This is a genomic window from Moraxella macacae 0408225 (assembly GCF_000320365.1).
GTDB lineage: Bacteria > Pseudomonadota > Gammaproteobacteria > Pseudomonadales > Moraxellaceae > Faucicola > Faucicola macacae.
This window is the reverse complement of record NZ_ANIN01000002.1, coordinates 591,200-613,798: the sequence shown is the minus strand read 5'-3', so window position 1 is coordinate 613,798 and position 22,599 is coordinate 591,200. Positions and strand designations below refer to the sequence as shown.

At 40.2% G+C, this 22,599-nt stretch carries 19 protein-coding genes; 11 read left to right on the top strand and 8 right to left on the bottom strand.

The genetic code is table 11. From position 1 onward, the window contains the following. Nucleotide 1: 1 nt before the first annotated feature. Together lpxK and MOMA_RS08260 are read left to right on the top strand one after the other, a co-directional pair. The gene (lpxK, locus tag MOMA_RS08265) at nt 2–1,180 is read left to right on the top strand and encodes a tetraacyldisaccharide 4'-kinase (RefSeq protein ID WP_009502078.1); all 1,179 of its coding nucleotides are present in this window, start codon (nt 2–4) and stop codon (nt 1,178–1,180) included. Nucleotides 1,181–1,263: 83 nt separating this feature from the next. Next, on the top strand, nt 1,264–2,310 hold the full coding sequence (locus MOMA_RS08260; protein ID WP_009502077.1) for a threonine aldolase family protein: 1,047 nt from the start codon (nt 1,264–1,266) through the stop codon (nt 2,308–2,310). Nucleotides 2,311–2,408: 98 nt separating this feature from the next. Here the strand turns inward: MOMA_RS08260 and MOMA_RS08255 are convergent, their stop codons facing one another. Further along, nucleotides 2,409–3,725 (bottom strand): glutamate-5-semialdehyde dehydrogenase, encoded by a 1,317-nt coding sequence (locus MOMA_RS08255; RefSeq protein WP_009502076.1) that lies wholly within the window; start codon nt 3,723–3,725, stop codon nt 2,409–2,411. A 231-nt stretch (nt 3,726–3,956) separates the two neighbouring features. After that, a complete protein-coding gene (locus tag MOMA_RS08250; protein ID WP_009502075.1) occupies nt 3,957–4,169 on the bottom strand; it encodes a PspC domain-containing protein in 213 nt (70 codons plus the stop codon). 365 nt (nt 4,170–4,534) lie between these two features. Here MOMA_RS08250 and adk point away from each other — a divergent pair, with 365 nt between their 5' ends. Then, nucleotides 4,535–5,197, top strand: coding sequence for an adenylate kinase (adk, locus tag MOMA_RS08240; protein ID WP_009502074.1), 663 nt, complete (start codon nt 4,535–4,537; stop codon nt 5,195–5,197). Between the two features lie 127 nt (nt 5,198–5,324). Continuing rightward, entirely contained in the window at nt 5,325–6,368 is a 1,044-nt protein-coding gene (locus tag MOMA_RS08235; RefSeq protein ID WP_009502073.1) for a type I glyceraldehyde-3-phosphate dehydrogenase, read from the top strand. A 151-nt stretch (nt 6,369–6,519) separates the two neighbouring features. Here MOMA_RS08235 and MOMA_RS08230 read toward each other — a convergent pair whose 3' ends face one another. After that, nucleotides 6,520–7,776 (bottom strand): HmuY family protein, encoded by a 1,257-nt coding sequence (locus tag MOMA_RS08230; RefSeq protein WP_009502072.1) that lies wholly within the window; start codon nt 7,774–7,776, stop codon nt 6,520–6,522. 136 nt (nt 7,777–7,912) lie between these two features. After that, nucleotides 7,913–10,009, bottom strand: coding sequence for a TonB-dependent receptor plug domain-containing protein (locus MOMA_RS08225; RefSeq protein WP_009502071.1), 2,097 nt, complete (start codon nt 10,007–10,009; stop codon nt 7,913–7,915). A gap of 283 nt (nt 10,010–10,292) precedes the next feature. Between MOMA_RS08225 and mfd the strand changes: the two genes are divergently transcribed. From mfd to MOMA_RS08210, 3 genes are all read left to right on the top strand, one after another. Then, nucleotides 10,293–13,946, top strand: a complete 3,654-nt coding sequence (gene mfd, locus MOMA_RS08220) for a transcription-repair coupling factor (protein ID WP_009502070.1) — start codon at nt 10,293–10,295, stop codon at nt 13,944–13,946. 91 nt (nt 13,947–14,037) lie between these two features. Then, complete coding sequence (locus tag MOMA_RS08215) at nt 14,038–14,229, top strand: oxidoreductase-like domain-containing protein (protein WP_009502069.1); 192 nt, start codon at nt 14,038–14,040, stop codon at nt 14,227–14,229. A gap of 72 nt (nt 14,230–14,301) precedes the next feature. Then, complete coding sequence (locus MOMA_RS08210) at nt 14,302–14,670, top strand: tautomerase family protein (protein ID WP_009502068.1); 369 nt, start codon at nt 14,302–14,304, stop codon at nt 14,668–14,670. A 22-nt stretch (nt 14,671–14,692) separates the two neighbouring features. Here the strand turns inward: MOMA_RS08210 and MOMA_RS08205 are convergent, their stop codons facing one another. Together MOMA_RS08205 and ccoS are read right to left on the bottom strand one after the other, a co-directional pair. Next, nucleotides 14,693–15,517, bottom strand: a complete 825-nt coding sequence (locus MOMA_RS08205) for a sulfite exporter TauE/SafE family protein (RefSeq protein WP_009502067.1) — start codon at nt 15,515–15,517, stop codon at nt 14,693–14,695. 40 nt (nt 15,518–15,557) lie between these two features. Beyond that, nucleotides 15,558–15,752 carry a cbb3-type cytochrome oxidase assembly protein CcoS gene (ccoS, locus tag MOMA_RS08200; protein WP_009502066.1) on the bottom strand — a complete coding sequence of 65 codons (195 nt, stop codon included), beginning with the start codon at nt 15,750–15,752 and terminating at the stop codon, nt 15,558–15,560. A gap of 280 nt (nt 15,753–16,032) precedes the next feature. Between ccoS and MOMA_RS08195 the strand changes: the two genes are divergently transcribed. Continuing rightward, entirely contained in the window at nt 16,033–16,410 is a 378-nt protein-coding gene (locus MOMA_RS08195) for a rhodanese-like domain-containing protein (protein ID WP_009502065.1), read from the top strand. A gap of 70 nt (nt 16,411–16,480) precedes the next feature. Here MOMA_RS08195 and MOMA_RS08190 read toward each other — a convergent pair whose 3' ends face one another. Further along, nucleotides 16,481–17,098: an AAA family ATPase gene (locus tag MOMA_RS08190; protein ID WP_009502064.1), complete on the bottom strand. Its 618-nt coding sequence runs from the start codon at nt 17,096–17,098 to the stop codon at nt 16,481–16,483. Further along, on the bottom strand, nt 17,035–17,748 hold the full coding sequence (pnuC, locus tag MOMA_RS08185; protein WP_009502063.1) for a nicotinamide riboside transporter PnuC: 714 nt from the start codon (nt 17,746–17,748) through the stop codon (nt 17,035–17,037). Before pnuC ends, MOMA_RS08190 begins: the two co-directional genes overlap by 64 nt. A gap of 244 nt (nt 17,749–17,992) precedes the next feature. Here pnuC and prfA point away from each other — a divergent pair, with 244 nt between their 5' ends. The 3 genes from prfA to lysS all read left to right on the top strand — a co-directional run bounded on the left by prfA (nt 17,993) and on the right by lysS (nt 22,573). Continuing rightward, complete coding sequence (gene prfA, locus MOMA_RS08180) at nt 17,993–19,075, top strand: peptide chain release factor 1 (RefSeq protein WP_009502062.1); 1,083 nt, start codon at nt 17,993–17,995, stop codon at nt 19,073–19,075. A 91-nt stretch (nt 19,076–19,166) separates the two neighbouring features. Further along, nucleotides 19,167–21,014: an HpaII family restriction endonuclease gene (locus MOMA_RS09740; protein WP_009502061.1), complete on the top strand. Its 1,848-nt coding sequence runs from the start codon at nt 19,167–19,169 to the stop codon at nt 21,012–21,014. 20 nt (nt 21,015–21,034) lie between these two features. Continuing rightward, complete coding sequence (gene lysS / locus MOMA_RS08170; protein WP_009502060.1) at nt 21,035–22,573, top strand: lysine--tRNA ligase; 1,539 nt, start codon at nt 21,035–21,037, stop codon at nt 22,571–22,573. The last annotated feature ends 26 nt before the right edge of the window (nt 22,574–22,599 follow it).

Below are 22,599 nucleotides of genomic sequence, written 5' to 3'. Positions count from 1 at the left end.
TATGCAACAAATGTTGTTAAACGCTTGGCAAAAACAAGCCTTTTGGTTGTGGCTGTTGCTACCGATCAGTTGGCTATATCGCTTGATAACCGGGCTAAATAAAAAGTTATACCAACACGGCTTAAAAAAGATGTATTATGCACCCATACCGGTTATTGTCATTGGCAATATCACAGTTGGAGGGAGTGGTAAAACGCCGTTAATTATTGCGCTTGTGCAATATTTGCAACAAAAAAAGGTGAATGTTGGCGTGATTAGCCGCGGTTATGGCGGTGATACCAAACAAATGCCTACCATGGTTACCGTGCAATCTACCCCTGGTGTGGTTGGAGATGAACCTTGTTTGATTGTGCAAACCACGGCTGTGCCTATGGCTGTTTGTCCGGATCGTAAGCAGGCGATTGAATTGTTGTTACAGCATTATCCGAATTTGCAAGTGATTTTGACCGATGACGGTTTACAACATTACGCTTTAGATCGCGATGCTGAATGGATTGTGGTGGATGCCAAACGTGGTTTTGGCAATCGTCAAGTGTTACCCACGGGTTTTTTGCGCGAACCTGTCAAACGCTTGTTGGATCCAAATGCCACGGTGATTTATCATTTTGCTGCTGCAGTCAAAAATCAACAAAATTTTAGCAATCAGCCCATGATGTATTTGGAGCAACAACCAATTTTGCCGCTGTTTTTTACCAAACCGCTGTTTGCTACCGATTCACTGCTTTCTACTGAGTCACGGTTGTTTGATGCTAAGTTTGATGCTAAGTTTGATGCTAAGCAACAAACCTTATCCGCTCAAACGGTTATTGCGATGACAGGCATAGGTTTTCCTGATCGGTTTTTTAACAGTTTAACTCAACTGGGTTTTGATTTGGTGAAAAAACCACTCAATGACCATCATCAATTTAGCCTAAGTGATTTTGAGAATTTGCCTAATTTACCAATCGTTATCACGGAAAAAGATGCAGTAAAAGTGCGTTTATTGTTGCAAAATACCCTACAAAAAAATACCCTACAAAATAACCTAAATAACGGCAATACCAATCAAACCTGTGCAGATTTGGCAAACAAAATTTGGGTTTTGCCTGTCAAGGCGGTGTTAAATGCAAAGGTTTATCAAATTTTAGATCAGCAGTTAAATCATTTGTTGGGTGATTTTGTTGCTGATGAAGTTTTGTAGTTTTTGCAATCTTGTGATTTTTACAAATTAATTGACAAAGCTAAATTTTAAATAAAGCTAAATTTTAAATTAAGGATAACCAAATGAAAACCTTGCACAATCCTAAGCATTTTACTTTTGCATCGGATAATTATTCAGGGGTGCACCCTAAGATTTTGCAAGCCATTGCAGCGGCAAACGGCGGACATGACAAGGCGTATGGGCATGACACTTATAGCGTGGCATTAAAGCATTTGATGAAAGCAAAGTTTGGCAAGCAGGCGAGCTGTTATTTGGTGTTTAATGGTACAGGGGCAAATGTGCTTGGTTTGCAGTCATTATTGCCACGTTGTGGGGCGGTGATTTGTGCCAAAGAAGCCCATATTAATAACGATGAAAGCGTTGCTCCTGAATATATTGGCGGTATGAAGTTATTGGCAATTGATACGCCAAAGGGCAAGTTATCACCAGATGCGTTATATGATTTTTGTTATCATCGCAACCAAAGCGAACACACAGCAAAAGCCAGTGTGGTGTACATTAGCCAAACTACCGAGCTTGGTATGTGCTATACACTAGATGAAATTAGCAGCATTGCCAAAGTTTGCCAAGAATTTGATTTGTATTTTTATTTAGATGGGGCAAGGTTGTCTAACGCACTGGTGGCATTGGACGCCGATTGGGCGGATTTGGCAAATTTAGGCATTGATATGTTGTCAATTGGCGGTACAAAAAACGGCCTAATGATAGGCGAGGGCTTGATTGTGCTAAATCCAACCCTTGATGAACAAATGCGCCGTTTACGCAAAAGCAACATGCAACTGGGTTCAAAACTGCGTTTTGTGGCTGCACAATTTTTGGCGTGGTTTGAAGATGATTTGTGGTATCAATTGGCAAAAAATAGCAACGATATGGCAAATTATTTATACCATGAAATTAAAGATCTAAACGGTGTAACGGTGTTATATCCTGTGCATGCCAATGCTGTTTTTGTGCGTTTTTTGCCTGATGTGGTAAAACAATTGCACGAGCAATTTGAGTTTTATGACACAGATGTCAAAGCAGGCGAGGTGCGTCTTATGACCTCTTTTGACACAACAAAAGCACAAGTTGATGTGCTTGTGAGTGCGATTAAAGATTTGGTGAAATGAGTGCCAATCATCTAACCAAACCGCTTAGCTAAGTTTTCCGCTTAGCTAAGTTTTGTTTTTCAAGTGTTAAATTTTGTTTTTAAATGTTAAAAACTGGGTTAAATTCGCACTTCACCATGTCCAAAAACCACCCATTTTTGTGAGGTTAAGCCCTGCAAGCCAACAGGGCCGCGTGCGTGGATTTTATCGGTAGAAATGCCAATTTCAGCCCCAAGCCCATATTCAAAACCATCGGCAAAACGGCTCGATGCGTTGACCATGACCGAACTTGAGTCGACTTCTTGCATAAATTTTAGCGACAGGCGGTAATTTTCGGTGATAATGACATCGGTATGATGACTGCCATAATGATTGATATGGGCAATGGCTTCATCAATGTCTGCTACGATTTTGATTGCTAAAATCGGTGCAAGGTATTCAGTATGCCAGTCTTCTTCAGAAGCTTGCGTGATATGGTTTTGTAAAGCGGCGATGTTGTTTAAAATTGTAAAACCAGTTTTGCACAAGCGAAGTTGCATAGCATTATCAGCATGTATCATTGCTTTGGCAACGGTTGGCAAAAAGTCATTGGCAATTTTAGCCTCAATTAACAATGTCTCCATGGTATTGCAAGTACCGTAACGGCTGGTTTTGGCATTAACGCAAATATTGGTTGCCATGTCAAAATCAGCAGAACTTTCAACAAATGTATGACAATTGCCATCTAAATGTTTGATCACAGGAATGCAGGCATCGCGACTAATGCGTTCAATCAACCCTTTGCCACCACGCGGAATAATGACATCAACAAACTTGTGCATACCAATAAGTTCACCCACAGCCTTGCGATCGGTTGTGGCAACAACTTGCACGCATTTGGGTGATAATCCTGCCACAACAAGCCCATCTTGTATGCATTTTGCCAAGGCTTGGTTAGAATAAAAGGCCTCTGATCCGCCGCGTAAAATAATTGCGTTGCCTGATTTTAACGCAAGGCTTGATGCTTCAATGGTTACATTGGGACGGCTTTCATAAATCATACCGATAACGCCCAGTGGCACGCGCATTTTGCCAAGTTGAATGCCACTTGGACGGTAAGCCATATCACTAATTTCACCAATTGGATCGGGCAAATTGGCAACATCTTTTAAACCTTGTAGCATAGCGTTAAATCGACTTTCGGTTAGCTCTAAACGGTCAAGCAACGCACGATCTAAGCCTTTTTGGCGGCTGTTTTGCATATCGCGGTCATTGGCGGATAAAATTGTGGCTTTGGCAGATTGTAAACGGTCAAAAATAGCAATTAAAGCGTTATTTTTGTCTTTGGTGGTGGCATGGACTAAGGTCATACTGGCTTTGCGAGCGGATTTGCCAAGCTGTTCCATATAAGTTTTGGTGTCTATTTGGGTGTCTGTTTCGGTGTCAATGTTGTGCATGTTGATATTCCAAAGAAATTAATTGTTGGTTATGATAGCATAATTAAACCGATGAGAAAAATTAAACCGATGAGAAATTAAGCCTAAAAAAATACCCTGATATCACATCAGGGCAGGAGGAAAATGAATCAATGGTTATTTTAATAAAATTTAATAAATTTGTTAATGTTATTTGTTAATGTTATTTGTTAATGTTTAAGCATAAGAGCTTGTCTTGTTAAGCATAGCTTGTTAAGCATAAGAACTTGGCGTAGCATTTGGCATAACAAGCCACAACACCAAATAAATCAAAATCCCAGGTACAGCGGCACTTGCAGATGATACAATGACAAACAACAAACGCACCATGTTTGGACGCCAACCTAAATATTCAGCAACGCCACCCATCACGCCTGCGAGCATGCGATGATTGGTTGAACGGTGTAATTTGGTTAGTTTTGCCATATTAAGTGCTTCCTATTTGTTGTTGGTTGCCTATTTGTTGTTGATTGTGTTGTCTGTAAATTGTTATACGAAAACTTATTAACTTAACGAAAAATATTATACAAAAAATTTTGCAAAATTGGGTTGTTTATTGTGTTGCTTTGGTAACAAATTTTTAGCAAAAGTTACGCAATTTTCTAATTTTTTACATAAACTTGGTTTTACATAAATTGAGTTTTTTTGCATGCATTTAACACCCATTTGCCAAATTAAAACCATAATTTTACAAAAAATACTTGCCATTTTTAGTGATTAGCGGTATTGTTAGCGATTGTTTATTTTTTTAATCTATTGCTTTAATCTACTGTTTGTTTTAGGAGTTTTGCATGAAACGCATTATTTTGTTAGGGCCACCTGGAGCTGGCAAAGGCACACAAGCCCAAATGATTACCAAAACCTTGAATATCCCACAAATTTCAACAGGCGATATGTTGCGTTCAGCAATTAAAGAGAACACAGAGCTTGGTAAACAAGCCAAAAGCGTGATGGATGCAGGCGGTTTGGTATCAGATGATCTGATTATTGATTTGGTAAAAGAGCGTATTGCTAAGCCTGATTGTGTTAACGGCTGTATTTTTGACGGTTTTCCGCGCACCATTCCACAAGCCAAAGCCCTTGTTGATGCCGGGGTAACCATTGACAACGTGATCGAAATTGCCGTCCCTGATGAACAAATCATTCAACGTTTGTCGGGTCGTCGTGTGCATTTGGCTTCTGGGCGTACTTATCATACGGTTTATAATCCGCCAAAAGTTGCCAATGTAGATGACGAAACGGGCGAGTTGTTGATTCAGCGTGATGATGATAAAGAAGATACCATTCGCGAACGTTTGGCAACTTATCACAAATTAACCGCAGCACTGATTGGTTTTTATCAAGATTTGGCAAAATCAGGCGAAAATGCACCGCGTTATGCCAGTTTTGACGGTACGCAGGACATAGCTAAAGTAAGCGAACAAGTGTTGGCAGAATTAAAGCGATCGACGTAATTGTTAAACTCTAGCTTTAAATTGGCTTTTAAATAACACAGGTTTTTATAATCCCACGCAAATTTTTAACATGCTTGTGTGGGATTTTTCTGTTTGAAATTGAGTGATAATTATTGAGTGATGGTTTATGCAGGCTTTGGCAATCAATGGTTTTGGGCGAATTGGACGAAATGTATTGCGTGCGTATTTGCAGCGTTTGGCAAACAATTGTCCGCAAAATTTTTGCATTGTGGCAATCAACGATGTGGCAAGTGCTGATGTTTTGTTACATTTGTTAAAATATGACAGCACGCATGGGCGTTTAAACAGCCGATTTGATGTGGATATTTGTTTAAACAACAATCAATTTAACATTAAGATCAACGGGCAAGTGCATGTTATTCATGTGTTGCAACAAGCTGATCCAAAAAACCTTAATTGGCGAAATTTTGGGGTGGATATTGTACTGGAAAGTACAGGGTATTTTCGCAGTTATAACAATGCTTATCAGCATATTTACGCAGGGGCAAGACAGGTAATTATTGGTTCTGCCCCGTTTGATACAGTGGATGCAAGTGTTGTGATTGGGGTAAATGATTATGAATTAAGCCGTGATAAAGCAATTGTGTCTGGAGTGTCGTGTACCACGCAAGCGTTGGTACCCTTGTTGGCTGTGTTGGATAAGGCATTTGGGGTAAAAAATGCCATGCTTACTGAAATTCATGCGGTAACTGCCGATCAAAATGTGCTTGATCAAGTGCATCGTGATTTACGTCGCGCCAGAGCGGCCGGCTTTAATATTATTCCTACTACATCTAGCAGCATTGGGGCGGTCGAGCGAGTATTGCCAAGCATGCAAGGCAAAATCAATGGACATTCGTTGCGTGTACCGACTCTTGATGTTGCAAGTATTGATGTTGCTTTTGTTTTTGACAAGTTGACTGACGTTTGTGGCATTAACCAAGTGTTAAAACAAGCAAGCGAGCAAGAATTGTTTGGCATTATGGGCTATACTGATGAACCCTTGGTGTCCAGTGATTTTGTTCATGAACCGTATTCGCTGATTATTGACAGTTTACAAACCATGTCAGTTGGCGTAGGTGATAGTAAGCAGTTTAAGGTGTTTGCGTGGTATGATAACGAATGGGGTTATGCCAATCGAATGTTAGATATGTGCCAAAAGCTAAGTTAATAACCAAGCTAATAAAACGCTAAGCTAATAACTAAGCTAATAAAAAGCTAAGCTAATAAAAAGCTAAGCTAATAAAAAATAGCCCATATCAACAGGCTATTTTTTATAATTACTTAAAACATTGATTAAAATTGTGCGTTATTTTGGTTGGTTATTTTGGTTGAATGTCAAACTCAAATACCCAAGCATTTGGTGATGTTGCATTTTCTTTGTATTGAATTTCTGCCAAACGCATGCGAGCATAACTATCACCTGTAGAGGAGCGTAATAATGCCCCTTGTGCATCGTCATCGGTTTTTGCAACAAGTTTATGATTGACCAAACTATAAACATACCAACCAAGATCAAATGGGTTTTGGTTGTTATACGCATTTAATGCGGAACGTTTTTTATCAGATACCCAGTCTTTTGCAGACGTTGGTAGCTTATAACCGGCTACATTGGTTAAATCAGCAAGGCTTTCGGTTTTGTTGTCTTTATTAAATTTATCGGTAATGGGCTTGTTATTGGTGTCATAATAGCCTGCCGGGGTTTTTGCCAAAAATCCAGCCACTTTCTTTTTACTGCCCGTGCCGCCGTTTAGTCTGACATTAAAGCGATCCAGTGCAATATGCCAATCGCCATTTTCGGTGGTGGTTTCGCCGGTTTTTAGGTTGATGTATTGCGTGGTTGCTGATGCGTCAAAGGTTTTGGTTTTAACGTTGTTTGGTGTGGCGGTATCAATCCAACGTAAAGTTGGGTGTCCTGATACGCCTGCTGCACTATAATAATTGATGACTTGCACAGCAAAGATTGGCAATTGCACCGAGCTTTGTGTGGTAGGGCTTGTATTGTCGGTGGTGATAAGATAGACACGGTTGTTGGGTGATAATTGGTGGCTTGTGGCATTGTATTCATACCATTTTTGTGTGTCAAAAATACTGCCTTTTTTATCCACTTGATAATGATTGACAATGCTGTGTTTGCTTTTAGGATCAAGGGTTGCATCGGTAAAGGTTTTTAAGTCTGACCATTTAAGCAGACCAAACACACCACCTTTACCATCACCACTAACGCCACTGTTTGACCATAGTTTGGGTACGTATTTGCCTGAATTGTCAAATTTTAAATCCCAAGTGTCGGTATCACAACCAACCTCAGCTTTGCCGTCAAAATCATAGCAATACACTTTTGGAGTGGCTGCGTTTAATGAGTTGGCTTCGGTGTTGATGACCCATTTTGCCGATTGAGTAAATTTGCCAGTGTTTTTGCCTGTGTTGGTGCTTGAGCCGTTGCTGTGTTTACCAGTATTGTGTTTGCCAGCGTTGTTCTTACTACTTTGGTTTGAACTGCCCTCACCGCCACCACCACAAGCGACTAAGGCTGTGCTAAGTAAGGCGATTGATAACAGTGTGAGTTGTTTTTGCATGATATTGCTCCTGTTGTTAAAACTGTTATTAAAACTAAAAATATTGTTAAAACTAAAAATATTGTTAAAACTAAAAATATTGTTAAAACTAAAAATATTGTTAAACTATCGTTAGAAAAAATGTAAAATACCACAACTAAAACTGATAACTTGCTCCAATCAGCCATTGGCGATTATCAATGTTGCTTTGATCGTTTTTATCTTTCACGTCTCTTTGTTTGTTCAAAACGTTGTTAACCGATGTGTGCACGCCCAGTTGTTTATTGACTTGATAATCAAGCCCAGTATTCCAAATCCACCAAGCTGGCGAATAGCTGTTATCGCTTGTGCTTAATAAATGCTTGTCTTCGTAAGTCAATTTGTTAATCCATCTTAAAGCGTCAGAAACGTCATAATTGGCAGTTAGCCCCGCTTTGTGTTTTGGGCGATTTGTCAAAGGCGTGTTTTTGAGTTTGTTTAGCGTGCCTAAATAACCATAATTGATTTGTAAATCCAAATTTTGCCAAGGCTGCCAACCAATCGCCACATCGCCGCCATAAGTTTTGGCTCCTGCGACGTTTTCGTACTGAAACACCATGACATCGCCTTCATAATGGCTGGGCTTAGTACTGTCAACTTGGATTAAATCTTTGATGTCGTTGTAAAACAGATTGACCGCCAAGGATAAATTGGGCTGTAAATCGCTTTGGTAGCCAATTTGATAACTGGTGGAAGTTTCAGGCGTCAAGGCAGGGTTGCCAAGCACTTTGTAGCCATAGGTGCTGTGGTCAAATAAATAATACCGCTCTTTTAAATCTGGCACCCGGTAGCCGCTGCCAACGCTTGCCCGCCAAATATGCCGCACGCCTGTATCACCCACATAATCGTATTTTAGCGAAACTTTGGGGGCAACATGATTGCCAAAATCACTATCATACTGATACCTTGCCCCTGCCAAAACTTCCAAATTATCACCAATCAGCCAATCATCTTGGGCGTAAATTTCTTGCACGTTGCGGCTGACATCATCGCCTTTGAGCTCGCTTTTGCCGTTGTTGGTTTGGCGTAAGCCGTCTTTGCGGTAACTTACGCCAAATTGGGGCAAATGCGTTTGATTAACCAGCTGTGTGGCGGGTAAGTCTAATTGCAATTGACCCAATTGAGTGGTGATTTTGGCATTCCGTTCTATGGTGGTTGTGCCTAAAACTGACGTATTGGCAAAGCTGTCGTAATTTTCTGATAGCAACGAGCCTTGTAGCTTTGTTCCTTGCAATTTGGAATTTTTAAGTCCGCCGGTTAACTCGTTAAATTGATGACTAAATCCTGCCGAAAACCGCCGTTTGTCAATCTCTTCTTTGCGTAAATTTGGATAAGTTTGCGGGCCACGGCTTCTATTAAAACGTCCAATATCCACTTCTTTATAATCGCCCACTTCAAGCCAAATGTTTTGTAAATTTGTTGCCTTGGGGGCGTATTGCAACTTAGCAACCGCTTGGGTTTGTTGGCTGTTGTCTTTTAATCTGCCCCATTGTTTGTTATCTAAACTTAAGCCTTTATCGTCAAGTTTTGACGCCGAAATGCGAGCAAGCCATTCGCCTTGTTTGTCAAAAGCGATGTCACTACTGGCTTCGATAAGGCGATAATTGTCATCTAAGGAGTTGCCTGATGGATTTTGGGCAAAATTTGTGCCAACATCGGCTGCAATTCGCCCTGTGATGCGGTTGTCATTGGGCGTTAATCGTTTGGTGATGACGTTAATCACCCCGCCCATCGCCGAGCTGCCATATTGTGCTGACGATGCCCCTTGAATCACCTCAATTTGCTCCACATCGGCGTTTAAATATTGATTTAAATTCACCGTAGAGCCTGTGCTTGCGGTGATTGGCAAGCCGTCAATCAACACCAACACTTGATTGCCATCAAGCCCTTGCATGACCACTTCGTAGCCAGTTTTGCCGTGTAAGGGGCGAAGTTGTACTTGTGGCAACAATTCTAAGGCTTGTTTTAAGGTGCGTGCTTGGTGCTGCTCAAGCTGTTTTTTGCTGATGACGGTAACGGGAATCGGGGCTTCTTTGACGCCTTTTTCGGTGCGGCTGGCACTGATGACGATGGTGTCAAGCATAACGGTTGGTAAGTTGGTATCGATGGTGCTTTGGGCAAAACTTGCTTGGCTAAGCAAAACGGCAAGGCTAAGCGTGGATAAACTTGGCAATTTAACCGCAAAATACGGTGGTTTTTTGGCACGAATTGACATAGTTTATCCAAATTGAATGTAAAAAGATTGATTAAAGGTAACAAATATTGCTAAAATTTTACCGCGAGTAACTTTACTATAAAGTTACAGAATAATCAAGACATAAATGCAAATAATTATCATTTATAAATAAAATCTTGACAACGATAAAATTGTGTATCTTTACAAAAACAACCCAACAACCTCTTTAAAAATTCATGAACACAACCCATAATAGCGATAAATTTTTACTCAGTACTTAGACAACCGATACTTAGACAATCCTTAAACAGACAGCCAGCCAATGAAAAATCCATTCGTTCCATTATTTCACAGTATTAACAGTCAATTGTTTGCCGATCCAATCAAGCCCGTTGAAAAACGCAGGCTTGGTAATTTGCAAGGTTTAAGTTTGGCGATGTGGCTTGCCAGTTTAAACCAAAACCCGTCTCAATGTTCACACTCATCTCAATGTTCACAAAGCAGTGCTTTAAAAGTTGTCATTACAACTGACCAAAACCGCCTAAATCAGTTAGAAACCGAATTGCGATTTTGTGGGGTTGATGCTTATGTATTTCCGGACTGGGAGACATTGACTTATGATGAATTGTCGCCTCACCAGGATATCATTGCCGAACGCATTCGTTTGTTGACAAATATGCCAACAACGGGAGTTTTGTTGCTTAGTGTGCAGACTTTAATGCACCGCGTTGCACCTAAATCGTGGCTAATTGGACAACATTTTGATTTATCAGTGGGGCAGGTGTTTGATTTGGATTTTCAGCGCGAACGCCTTGTACAGGCAGGTTATCATGCAGTGGATAATGTGTTTGAACCGGGTGAATTTGCGGTGCGTGGCAGCGTTATGGATTTGTTTGCAGTTGGTCAACCGTTTCCTGTGCGTTTAGAATTGTTTGATGATGAAATTGACAGCATTCGGTTTTTTAACCCACAAACCCAACGCAGTTTAACCCAAACCGATGTAGATGAATTGCAACAAAATGATCCGGCTTTATACGCAAATTTTAAGACTTATTTAAGTAAAAATTTAGGAAAAATTGCCAGTTTTAAAATTTTACCGGCCAAGGAAATGCCACTAGAAAGTGCAAAAGAAACCTTTAGAGCCAATTTTGCCAGTGCTTTTGTGCATACCAGTGCCAGAAAATTTGAATTGTTTAATGATGTGATGCAAGGCATTGCCCCTGCCGGAGTAGAATATTATCAGCCGTTATTTTTTGAACCTGACATTTGGCAAAATGGTTCGGATTTTTTTGGTTATTTACCAAACAACAGTTTGTTTGTTTTGGACGAGGCATTTGACACAGCACTGGATAGTTTTTGGCAACAAGTACAAACGCGTTACAACGACAGGCGTCATGACATCACAAAACCCATTGTTGCACCAGAACAATTGTATCTAACCCCACAGATTTTTTATGAGCATTTGCAAGATTTTGCCAAAATTATTGTCAGCGAGACAGCGGTTGCCAAGCGAGCCGGGGCAATTAACGCAGCCTTTAGCGAGTTGCCAATTTTGACGGTAAACCATAAATTTACCGAACCGCTACAACACTTGTTGGATTTTTTGGCAAAGCAACAAAAACCGGTGCTAATCGTAGCAGAAACCGCAGGACGCCGCGAAATTTTAACCGAATTGTTACAAAGCAGGGCATTGCAAAATAAAGCAGATTTGGTTTTGGTTGATAGTTTAGAGCAATTTTTAGAAAATGACACGGATTTACCAAAAACAGCCATTGTACAAAAAACAGCCACTGTAAAACTTGCGATAACCGTTGCACCGATTGACCGTGGTGCGTATTTACCCGGTGAATTGGCAATTATTTCTGAAGCGGATCTGTTTGGTAGGCAAGTATTGCAAACGCGTCGCCGCCGTCAAAGCGATGTGTCTGATGAATTTTTGCTAAAATCAGTCAGTGAGTTAAACATTGGCGATCCTGTGGTGCATATTGAGCATGGCATTGGGCGTTATCATGGATTGACCGTGCTTGAAATTGACAAGCAGTTGCAAGAATTTATTCATCTAAAATATGCCGATGATGCCAGTATTTATGTGCCTGTGTCAAGTTTACAGCTTATCAGTCGCTATGCAGGCGGTGATAAGTCATCTGTGCCACTTCATCATATTGGCAGTGGCAAATGGGATAAAGCCAAACAAAAGGCCTTGGCACAAATCCACGATGTGGCAGCTGAATTGCTTCATGTGCAGGCATGTCGTGATGCCAAAGTGGGGATAAATTTTGGCATCGATCCGATTTTGTATGATTTGTTTGCCAGTCAATTTGCTTTTGAAGAAACGCCCGATCAGACAAATGCCATTGAGGCGGTTATTCATGATATGAAACAAAACAAGCCGATGGATCGCCTGATATGCGGTGATGTTGGTTTTGGCAAAACCGAAGTGGCAATGCGAGCGGCGTTTATTGCAGTGCAAGCCGGCTATCAGGTGGCGGTGCTTGTACCAACGACACTGTTGGCAGGGCAACATGAAGATAATTTTATGGACAGATTTGCCGATTGGGCGGTGCGTATTGAAAGCCTATCACGTTTTGGCACAAAAAAACAGCATGATAAAATTATTCATGATTTGGCAATGGGTAATATTGACATTATCATTGGCACGCACCGCTTATTGCAAGATGACATTCGTTTTGCTAAGTTGGGATTGATGATTATTGATGAAGAGCACCGTTTTGGCGTGCGTGATAAAGAGCGGATAAAGGCCTTGCAATCCGATGTAGATGTGTTATCCATGACGGCTACGCCCATTCCACGCACCTTAAACATGGCGTTATCAGGCATGAAAAACATGTCTATCATTGCAACACCGCCGGCCAGACGGCTTGCGATCAAAACGTTTGTTGTGCAAAAAAGCACCTCTTTGATGAAAGAGGCAATATTGCGTGAACTGTTGCGTGGTGGGCAGGTTTATTTGGTGCACAATGATGTTGCAAGTATTGAACGTATGGCACAAACTGTACAAGAAATGTTGCCTGAAGCTCGCGTGGCGATAGCCCACGGCCAGATGAAAGAGCGTGATCTTGAGCAGGTTATGCAAAATTTTTATCACAAAAAACACAATGTGCTTGTTTGTACCACCATCATTGAAACAGGCATTGACATTCCAAATGCCAACACAATTGTGATCAATCGTGCGGATAAATTTGGCCTGGCCCAGCTGCACCAATTGCGTGGTCGTGTGGGGCGCAGCCATCATCAAGCCTACTGTTATCTGATTATACCCTCTATCAAAGGCTTAACCGGTGATGCCAAAAAACGCTTAGACGCAATTAGCAAGGCTAATACGCTTGGTGCAGGTTTTATGCTTGCTGGTGAAGATTTGGAGATTCGTGGGGCGGGTGAATTGCTTGGCAAACAACAAAGTGGCAACATGCAAGCGATCGGTTTTAATCTGTACATGGATATGCTTCACCGTGCAACCAAAGCAATTAAAGCAGGCAAGCAGCCAAATTTGCACATGCCACTATCACTAACAAGCGACATTAACTTGCATTGTTCGGCGCTTATTCCTGATGATTATTTGGGTGATGTGCATCAGCGTCTGTTGTTTTACAAAAAAATTAGCAATGCACAAAATCATGATGAGTTAATTCATGTACGCAGTGAAATGCTCGATCGTTTTGGCAGTTTGCCCGATCCGGTTAAAAATTTGTTTGCCATTCACAAACTTAGGCTTATGGCAGAAGCGTTGGCAATTGATAAGATCGATGCCAATGCGTGCGTGGCTGTACTGGATTTTTCAGTCGATACGCCTGTAGATGCGATGACGATCATTGGCTTGATTCAGGCAAATCCGAGCAAATTTAAAATGTATGGGGCAACCAGATTAAAAGTTTTTGATGAACAAAATTTGGCAAATGTACAAAAACGCATTGAGTTTATCAAAAGTTTGCTTGAAAAATTGGCAACCACGGTATAAACTGGCTATTAAAATCGGCTTTTGATTTTGTGCAATAAAATCAAGCAATAAAATGAAAAAATGAAATGAAACAATAAAATGAAACAATTGTATGACAACAAACCAATTGCCTAATGGCGAACGCCTAATAGAAGAGCCCATTTATCCTGAAGATTGGGAGTGTTGCAATAACGGCTGTGAAGAACTGTGCGTTTATGAAATTTATCGCATACAAAAACAAGCCTATGACGAGCAACAAAAACGCCTGCAACGACTCAATGAATTGGCAAAACCTGTTGGCTAATTTTTTTGTTGGTTTTTTAAAAAATTTGTTCAATTAATCTGATATTTAGTTAACCTTATCAAGGAAAAAATTATGCCACACATTGTCATTGAAACCAGTCAAGACATTCAATTAAAACAGCCTAATGTGCTATTACAAGCAATTAATGAAAGCCTGTGGCAAACGGGTGAATTTGAAAACGCAACGGCCATCAAAAGCCATATTCGTCAAGCATCGCATAGCCTTGTTGGTATAACAACAGGCGAGGACAGTTTTATTTCTGTGCAGTTTTATCTGATGAGTGGGCGAAATGACACCACCAAAGCCGATCTCATTTCGCGTATTTTTGACAGTATTGTACATCATGTCAAACACATTGAGCGGCTTGACACCGCCCAAAAACTACAAATTACCATTAATACTACCGAACTATCACATCAATATGTTAAACAATCTATTTAGTTAAACTTGCACTTTTGGATTTTTAATGTGCATGATGGTGCAAGCTGTGATCGTGTCCATGTTCATGATGGTGAGAATGTTCATGATCATGATGGTGCATTTCTTGTGTAGAATCTTGGTGTGAATGTTCAACATGGGCTGGCATGTGGTGATGATGATGGTGATGGCCGTGCGATCCGTGGTGCATTGTCATTGGTAAAAAAATCACCGCAAGCCCTGATAATGACATAACAACTGCATTGGCTTGACGTAAGCGAAAGCGTTTAATCCGAGATTGTAGTGCTGCTACTGTGCCTTGTGTGGCAAGGAGCATTGGCAATGTACCAAGTCCAAAGGCAAACATTAACATAGCCCCTGTCAATGTATCACGACCCACCACAGCTATAAGCAATGCACCATATACCAAGCCACAGGGCAAAAATCCCCATAACAACCCTGCACCAAGTGCTTTTGGCATGGTGTTTAGTGGAAAGATTTTTTGACGCAAAGGCGACATTGCTTGCCACAGTTTTGCCCCTGCTTTTTCTAATCGGTTTAAAAACGGCAATCCAAGCATAGACAAACCAACCAAAACCAACACGCCACCGACTAATATTCTGGGTAAATTATTGTTGACCAATAAGGGCTGTAATACCGTTGTGCCAATCAGTGCTGCTATCACGCCCAAAATTGCATAACTGGTTAAACGCCCAAAATGATAAGTGATGATTAAGCGTGTTTTTTGTGCTGGCGATAGCGACTGCATAGACATGCCAAACGCTGTTACAATGCCACCACACATGCCCAAACAATGTGGTGAACCAAAAAAACCCATGCCAAGTGCCATTAATAAGAGTGCTACAGTCATATTTTCTCCAGAATTTATGAGTTTTGCTATATTTTTGCTGTTATTTTTGAATGTTTGGTGCTGTTGATGCTGATTTTAGTTGCTTACGTCGAAATTGGCGATCGTCAAGAATAACGCGTTGAGATTCGTTGTCCAAATCGTCAAATTGGCGAGATTTTATTGCATAATAAATTGCAAAAATTGCACAAACAAACATGACTAAACTGATTGGAATTAAAAAATAAATGCTTTGCATGGCATACAGCTTTGTAAAGATTAAGGGTGAAAAGTACTTGGTTTTTTAACAAAGTTTTTAACAACAAAGTTTTTAACAAGTTTTTAATAAGAATAAAAAATTATGAATGTTATGTTGTAACGTTTTGTCTTATTATACACCAAATTTTTGTAAAAAAATACAACATCTTAGCAAATTTTACATTTACAATTAAAAAACATTTTTACAATGTTTAATGTTAATAAAGTGTGCTATGATAGGATTAATCACTAAATTTTTAGTTAAATAAAGTTGAACAGTTATGTCAAAAACAACCGCGTCAAAAACAACCGCATCAAAGCCTAAGCAAAATCCAGTTAAGCAAAATCTGTTAAAATCCTTAAAATTTGCTAAAAAGCCGTTATTTATCGCATCGCTTGTGTTGGCAGGATTTTTGTTGTTACCGAGCGTGCAAGCCAAAACCGTGGTGATTGACGTTCGCACGCCAGAAGAATACCAAATGAATCACCCCAGTGGTGCAATTAACATTCCACATAGCGAAATCGTTACAAAAATTAGCAGTCAAGGCATAAGCAAATCCGACAACATCAAGCTATACAGCGGTGCCAGCAGTCGTGCCGAAAAAGCCAAAAATGAGTTGCAATCAGCAGGTTATAGCAATGTAGAAGTGCAAAATTAGACGTGAAAATAAAACCTTGCTTAAAATAACTTAATTAAAATAACTTAAGTTTAACCCAAATAACTTAAGTTTAAAGTTTGGCTAATAAATTCACCACATTTTGTACGCGTTGCTTTCGGTTGCCAGATATGGCAACAAACTCCATACGATGGGCGTTTAAAAACTTAACAAAAGTTTGGTGCATTTTATCATGTCCGTTTGGTAAATCTCGCATGGTATCTGCTACCCATTGTATGCCAAAATTATCGGTTAATAGCACCAAATCATAGCGGTATTGGTTGGCGTGTTGTTCAATTTCTTTTGGACAGGCATTAAAATACCAATGACTGTACACCATGATCTCAAACAAGCCTGTATCACAAAAAACATACGGCAGGTTTTGAGTTTCTGCCAGGCTAACGGCTTGGTTTTCATGTATCATTTGTCCGACGGCAATTGGCAATAAATCAACCCATTGGCATGTATAATTGCTTGGTTTTTCTGTCAAATAAGTACGCATGTACTCGTTAACAATCGGCGTGGTAAAATACGCACCCAAATCTTGTGCCAACGTGCTTTTGCCTGTGCATTCTGCTCCCAAAATCAGTACTTTTTTAACCTTGGTAAGCACAGGTTTTGGTATGCTTAGAGCGTGGTTTGCAGGTTTTGGTGTTGAGTTAAATGTTGCTGAACGAGTAGTTTTTGCCATGACAAATAGCCTAAAATTGCCACAAGGGTAAATAAAAAATACTGCACGGAAGTAAAAATTATGCCTTTGTAAAAATACAGTGGCACACTGATAGCATCGGCTGCGATCCACACAAGCCAGTTTTCAATTTTGCGATTTGCCATTAACAGCATGCCTACCAAAAACAATCCTGTGGTTAAAATATCGACATAATCTGTCCAAACAAAGTGCGAAAAACCCAAACTAACCCCAGTCATGCTAAAATGATTGTTAATAAAAGGTTTAAAATAATACACAACGCCGACAAAAATAAAACTGCCAATTGCGATCAGACCAAGTTGTTGCCATTCTTTCAAAGTGGTGGTGCTAATTGTTACAATTTGTTGATTCTGTTGATTTTGTTGCCAATTTATCCAACCAAAAATTGCCATTGCTGAATAATAAACATTAATCAACATATCTCCAAATAATTGCCATTGCCAAAGTAAATACACATACAAGCCTGTGCTAATCAAACCGACAGGAAATACCAACACATTGCCACGTTTTGACAACAGCACAGAAATCAGTCCGAACACACTGGCAATCAGTTCTAACGCCATTAACATGGGCGTGTACGCTTGATATTGGGCAAAAAGTTGGGCGAACAGATGGTTAAAAAAATCACTCATGTTAAGTAGGTTGCTTGTTTAAAGTTATGGTTTTTAAAGTTATGGTTTTTAAAATTTGCTACACTATAACATAAAATCCAACATAAAATCCGTAAAAACCGCCAAATTATTTTAAATTGGTTTAAATCATGGTTTTTTTGCTAAAAATTGCAAAAAAATCCGTAAAAAAAACAACAAAATCCATGCAAAATTTCTGATTTTGTGGCAAAATAGATGATTTATTTATTAAGCATTGTAAAAAATCATGAAAGAAAGTTTGCGAGTTCGTCTGGACCAAATGGCTGACCGATTTGAAGAGGTAACGGCTTTATTGTCTGATCCAGAAACCATGTCGGATAATAAAAAATTTCGGCAATTGTCGGTAGAGCACAGTGATCTATCCGATCTTGTTGCAACGTGGCATGCCTTTATTCAGGCAGAAGATGATTTGGCTTGTGCTGAAGAAATGCTAAGCGATCCTGATATGAAAGATTTGGCACAAGAAGAAATCCAATCTGTCAAAGCCAAAATTGACGCTTTAACCGAAGCATTAAATGTCATGATGTTGCCAAAAGATCCAAATGATAAAGCAATGGCGTTTTTGGAAATTCGTGCAGGCACAGGCGGTGATGAGGCGGGGATTTTTAGTGGTGATTTGTTTCGTATGTATGAAAAATACGCCCAATCACAAGGCTGGCAAGTGGAGGTTTTGTCTGCCAATGAAGCAGAACATGGAGGTTATAAAGAGATCATTAGCCGAGTGTCAGGCAATGGTGTCTATGGACGCTTAAAGTTTGAAAGTGGCGTACACCGCGTGCAACGTGTGCCAGAAACCGAAAGCCAAGGGCGAGTGCATACCTCGGCGTGTACCGTGGCGGTTATGCCTGAAATAGAAATTGATGACAGTGTGGAGATTAATCCGAGCGATTTGCGCATTGATACTTACCGTGCAAGTGGGGCAGGGGGGCAACATATTAACAAAACCGATTCGGCCGTGCGCATTACTCACATTCCCACAGGCACTGTGGTAGAATGCCAACAAGAACGCTCTCAACATGCCAATAAAGACAAAGCCATGAAAATGTTGGTTGCCAAAATTGTCCAAGAAAAAGTGCAAAAACAAATTGACGCCAGCAGCGATATGCGACGCAATTTGGTAGGCAGTGGCGACCGCTCTGAACGCATTCGCACTTATAATTTTCCGCAAGGGCGAATGACCGATCATCGCATCAATTTAACCTTGTACAAATTAGATGCGATCATGCAAGGTGATTTAACCGAACTTATCGATAGTCTACTGCGTGAACATCAGGCGGATTTGATGGCAAGTGTGGGTGGTGATGGGTGATTTTGTATAAAAAATTTTGTATAAAAAATTGTATAAAACTAAAAATTGTATCAAACTTGCTTGGTAAAATTTTGGGCGAAAGGGCGGTATAATGGCAAAATTGCTTACCTTTGTTGATTTATTTGCAGGCATTGGCGGCTTTCACCTTGCTTTATCGGATCTTGGTGCAAAATGCGTTTTTGCTTCAGAAAAAGACAGCCACGCTCGCCAAACCTATCGCAAAAACTTTGATACCACGCAGTTTGAGTTGAATGAAGACATTCGTAAAATTGCCCCAGAACATATTCCTGATCACGATATTTTGTGTGCAGGATTTCCTTGTCAGCCCTTTTCACAAGCAGGCTTAAAAAAAGGCTTTCAGGACGGTGCAGATTCAGAGCGTGGCAATTTATTTTTTTGCATTGTGGATATTTTAGAAGCCAAAAAGCCCAAAGCCTTTATCTTGGAAAATGTGCGTCATTTGGTTAATCATGATGATGGTAAAACCTACGCAACAATCTTAACTTTGCTTGATAAAGCAGGTTATGTGGTGCAACATCAAGTATTAAAAGCCAGTGATTATAACGTGCCTCAGCACAGACCTAGGGTTTTTTTAGTTGGATTTAAAAAAGACATCTCAAGCCAAATTAGCTTTAATTTTCCGCCAAAAATGCCTTTAACATACACCATGTCGGATATTTTTAACGCCCCTTGTGAAAAGCAAATTGGCTTTACTTTACGCGTGGGCGGAAAAGGTTCACCCATTGATGATAGACGTAATTGGGAATTTTATCGCGTGGCAGGCGAAGTGCGACGAATTGGCCTTAGCGAGGCAAAACGTATGATGACCTATCCTGACAGCTTTGAATTTCCTGTATCAAAAACCCAAGCTATGAAACAGCTTGGCAATAGCGTTTGTGTTGAGGTGGTAAGACAAATTGCCAAGGTTATGATAGAGCAGTTACAATCTATTGATGAACACAAACCAAGTGAAATCATACAAAAAACGCCCATAAAATGCAATAAAGGCGAGTTAAGCGAAATTTATGCATTATTAAAACTGATTCATCAGCGTATTTTGCCTTATGGAGATTCTTACGCCAAAGCAACTCAAGATCAAGTTTTGGTTACAAAAATTCATACCGCCACTAAAGACATTGATTTAACCCAAAGTGAAATTGAGATTTTTGCCAATCATCATTTGGCAAGAAAAATACCATTACAAGACGTTGTTAATCAAACCGAACTGAACGAAATTTTCACTACCATTCGTGAAAGCAGAGCCACTTTTTCAAGTGATGTGATGCATATCCAAGCCTTATCCAATGCTTCTCAAGCCACAAATTTTATTTTTGAAATCAAAGGATTGGACGCCACTAAAATTGATGAGATTAACCAAATTCAAACCTCTGCTAAAATCAAAGATCGCATAGAGAAAATTGAGCAACATGGTGGCGTATTTGAATTTGTGGCGTGTGAAAATCATCTTTATGAATCCACGCTTAGAAAAGTGGATTCACTCATGCCTGAAATTTTAGCCCAAGCCTTGTTAGGTTTTTTTAAAAAACAGTTTGGTAAATATTTATACCAATTTAGTCAGATACAACCACCAAAAAAAGCCGAGCAGATCGAATGTCGCTTAAGGGATTTTGTCAAATGCACGGTGCTGGGTATATTTCCAACCCAAGTTTGGTCAGGTGAACTATCAGCCAATTCTGTTTTGCTTATCAATCATCAAGGCGAGCTGTTATTTTATCATACTAAGCAGGATAAAACGCTCAAAGATTTTTTCTATCAAAATACATTTTTTGACACACCCTCGTCAACAAGGCACCGATTTGGTAGTATTTATCAAGAAAAAAATAAGGTATATTTTAAGTTAAACTTACAATTACGCCTTGCTGAACCCAAAAATCCAAACCAAGAAAACCAAACCGAGAACATAATTAGCAAAACTTAAGACCATTTGAAGGAAATTTTATGTCAAATCAAACCCAAACCCAAATTCAAACCTTAGACACGACCGAAGTTCAAGACGTAAACGAACTTATCAAACAGCGTCATACTAAGCGTCAAGCCATCATTGATGCAGGCAACAATCCATACCCCAATCAGTTTAAACGCACGCATTACGCCCAAGATTTACAAACACAATTTGCCAATCAAGACAAACAAACCCTTGCTGATAATGATAAAGTTATGGTTATGGTAGCTGGACGTATCATGCTAAAACGCATTATGGGCAAGGCCAGTTTTATCACTTTGGCTGATATGAGTGGCAAAATCCAAGCCTATGTGAGCAAAAACGATTTAGGTGATGAAATTTATAACGATTTTAAAACGTGGGATATCGGTGATATTGTTGGCATACAAGGCTATCTGTTTCGCACCAATACAGGCGAGCTATCCGTTCACGCCACAACAGTGCAACTTTTAACCAAATCTTTACGCCCCCTGCCTGATAAATTCCACGGCCTTGCCGATACCGAAGCCCGTTATCGCAGTCGCCATCTCGATTTGATGACCAATGATGACAGTCGCAAAACTTTTATCATTCGCAGTCAAGTGATTGCAGGGATTCGCAAATTTATGCTGGATAAGCGGTTTATGGAAGTTGAAACGCCGATGATGCACGTCATTCCAGGTGGTGCAGTGGCACGCCCCTTTGTTACCCATCACAATGCGTTGGACATGCCACTGTTTTTAAGAATTGCCCCAGAGCTTTATTTAAAACGCTTGGTGGTGGGCGGCTTTGAGCGGGTGTTTGAAATTAACCGCAACTTTCGCAACGAAGGCGTCTCCGCTCGCCACAATCCAGAATTTACCATGATCGAGTTTTATGAAGCGTATGCCGACTATCAAGACTTAATGACATTGACCGAAAACATGCTGGAAACTTTGGCAATGGACATTCTTGGCACCACAAAGCTTAATTACCAAGGCGAAGCACTTAGCTTTAAAGCCCCATTTGCACGCTTATCCATGACCAAAGCCATTGAAAAATACGCCACAGATTTTGACATGAATAAAATCAATGACAGGGATTATTTGGCAGATTATGTCAAAAATCAATTGCACATGGAAGTCAAAGACATTTTTGGCATTGGCAAATTACAAACCATTATTTTTGAAGAAACGGCCGAAACCAAGTTGCGTCAGCCGACTTTTATCACTGAATATCCAGCCGAAACCTCGCCACTGGCTCGCCGTAATGATGATAACCCTGAAATTACCGACCGTTTTGAATTGTTTATCGGTGGGCGTGAAATTGCCAACGGCTTTAGCGAATTAAATGACCCCATTGACCAAGCCGAACGCTTTAGGCAACAAGTGGCCGAAAAAGACGCAGGCGATGACGAAGCCATGCACTATGATGGTGAGTTTATCGAAGCGTTGGAATACGGACTGCCACCAACGGCAGGCGAGGGCATTGGCATTGATCGTTTGGTGATGTTATTTGCCAATGCTCCGAGCATTCGCGATGTGATTTTATTCCCACATATGCGTAGAAAAGAATAAAAAATGTAATGAAATGCACTTAAGCG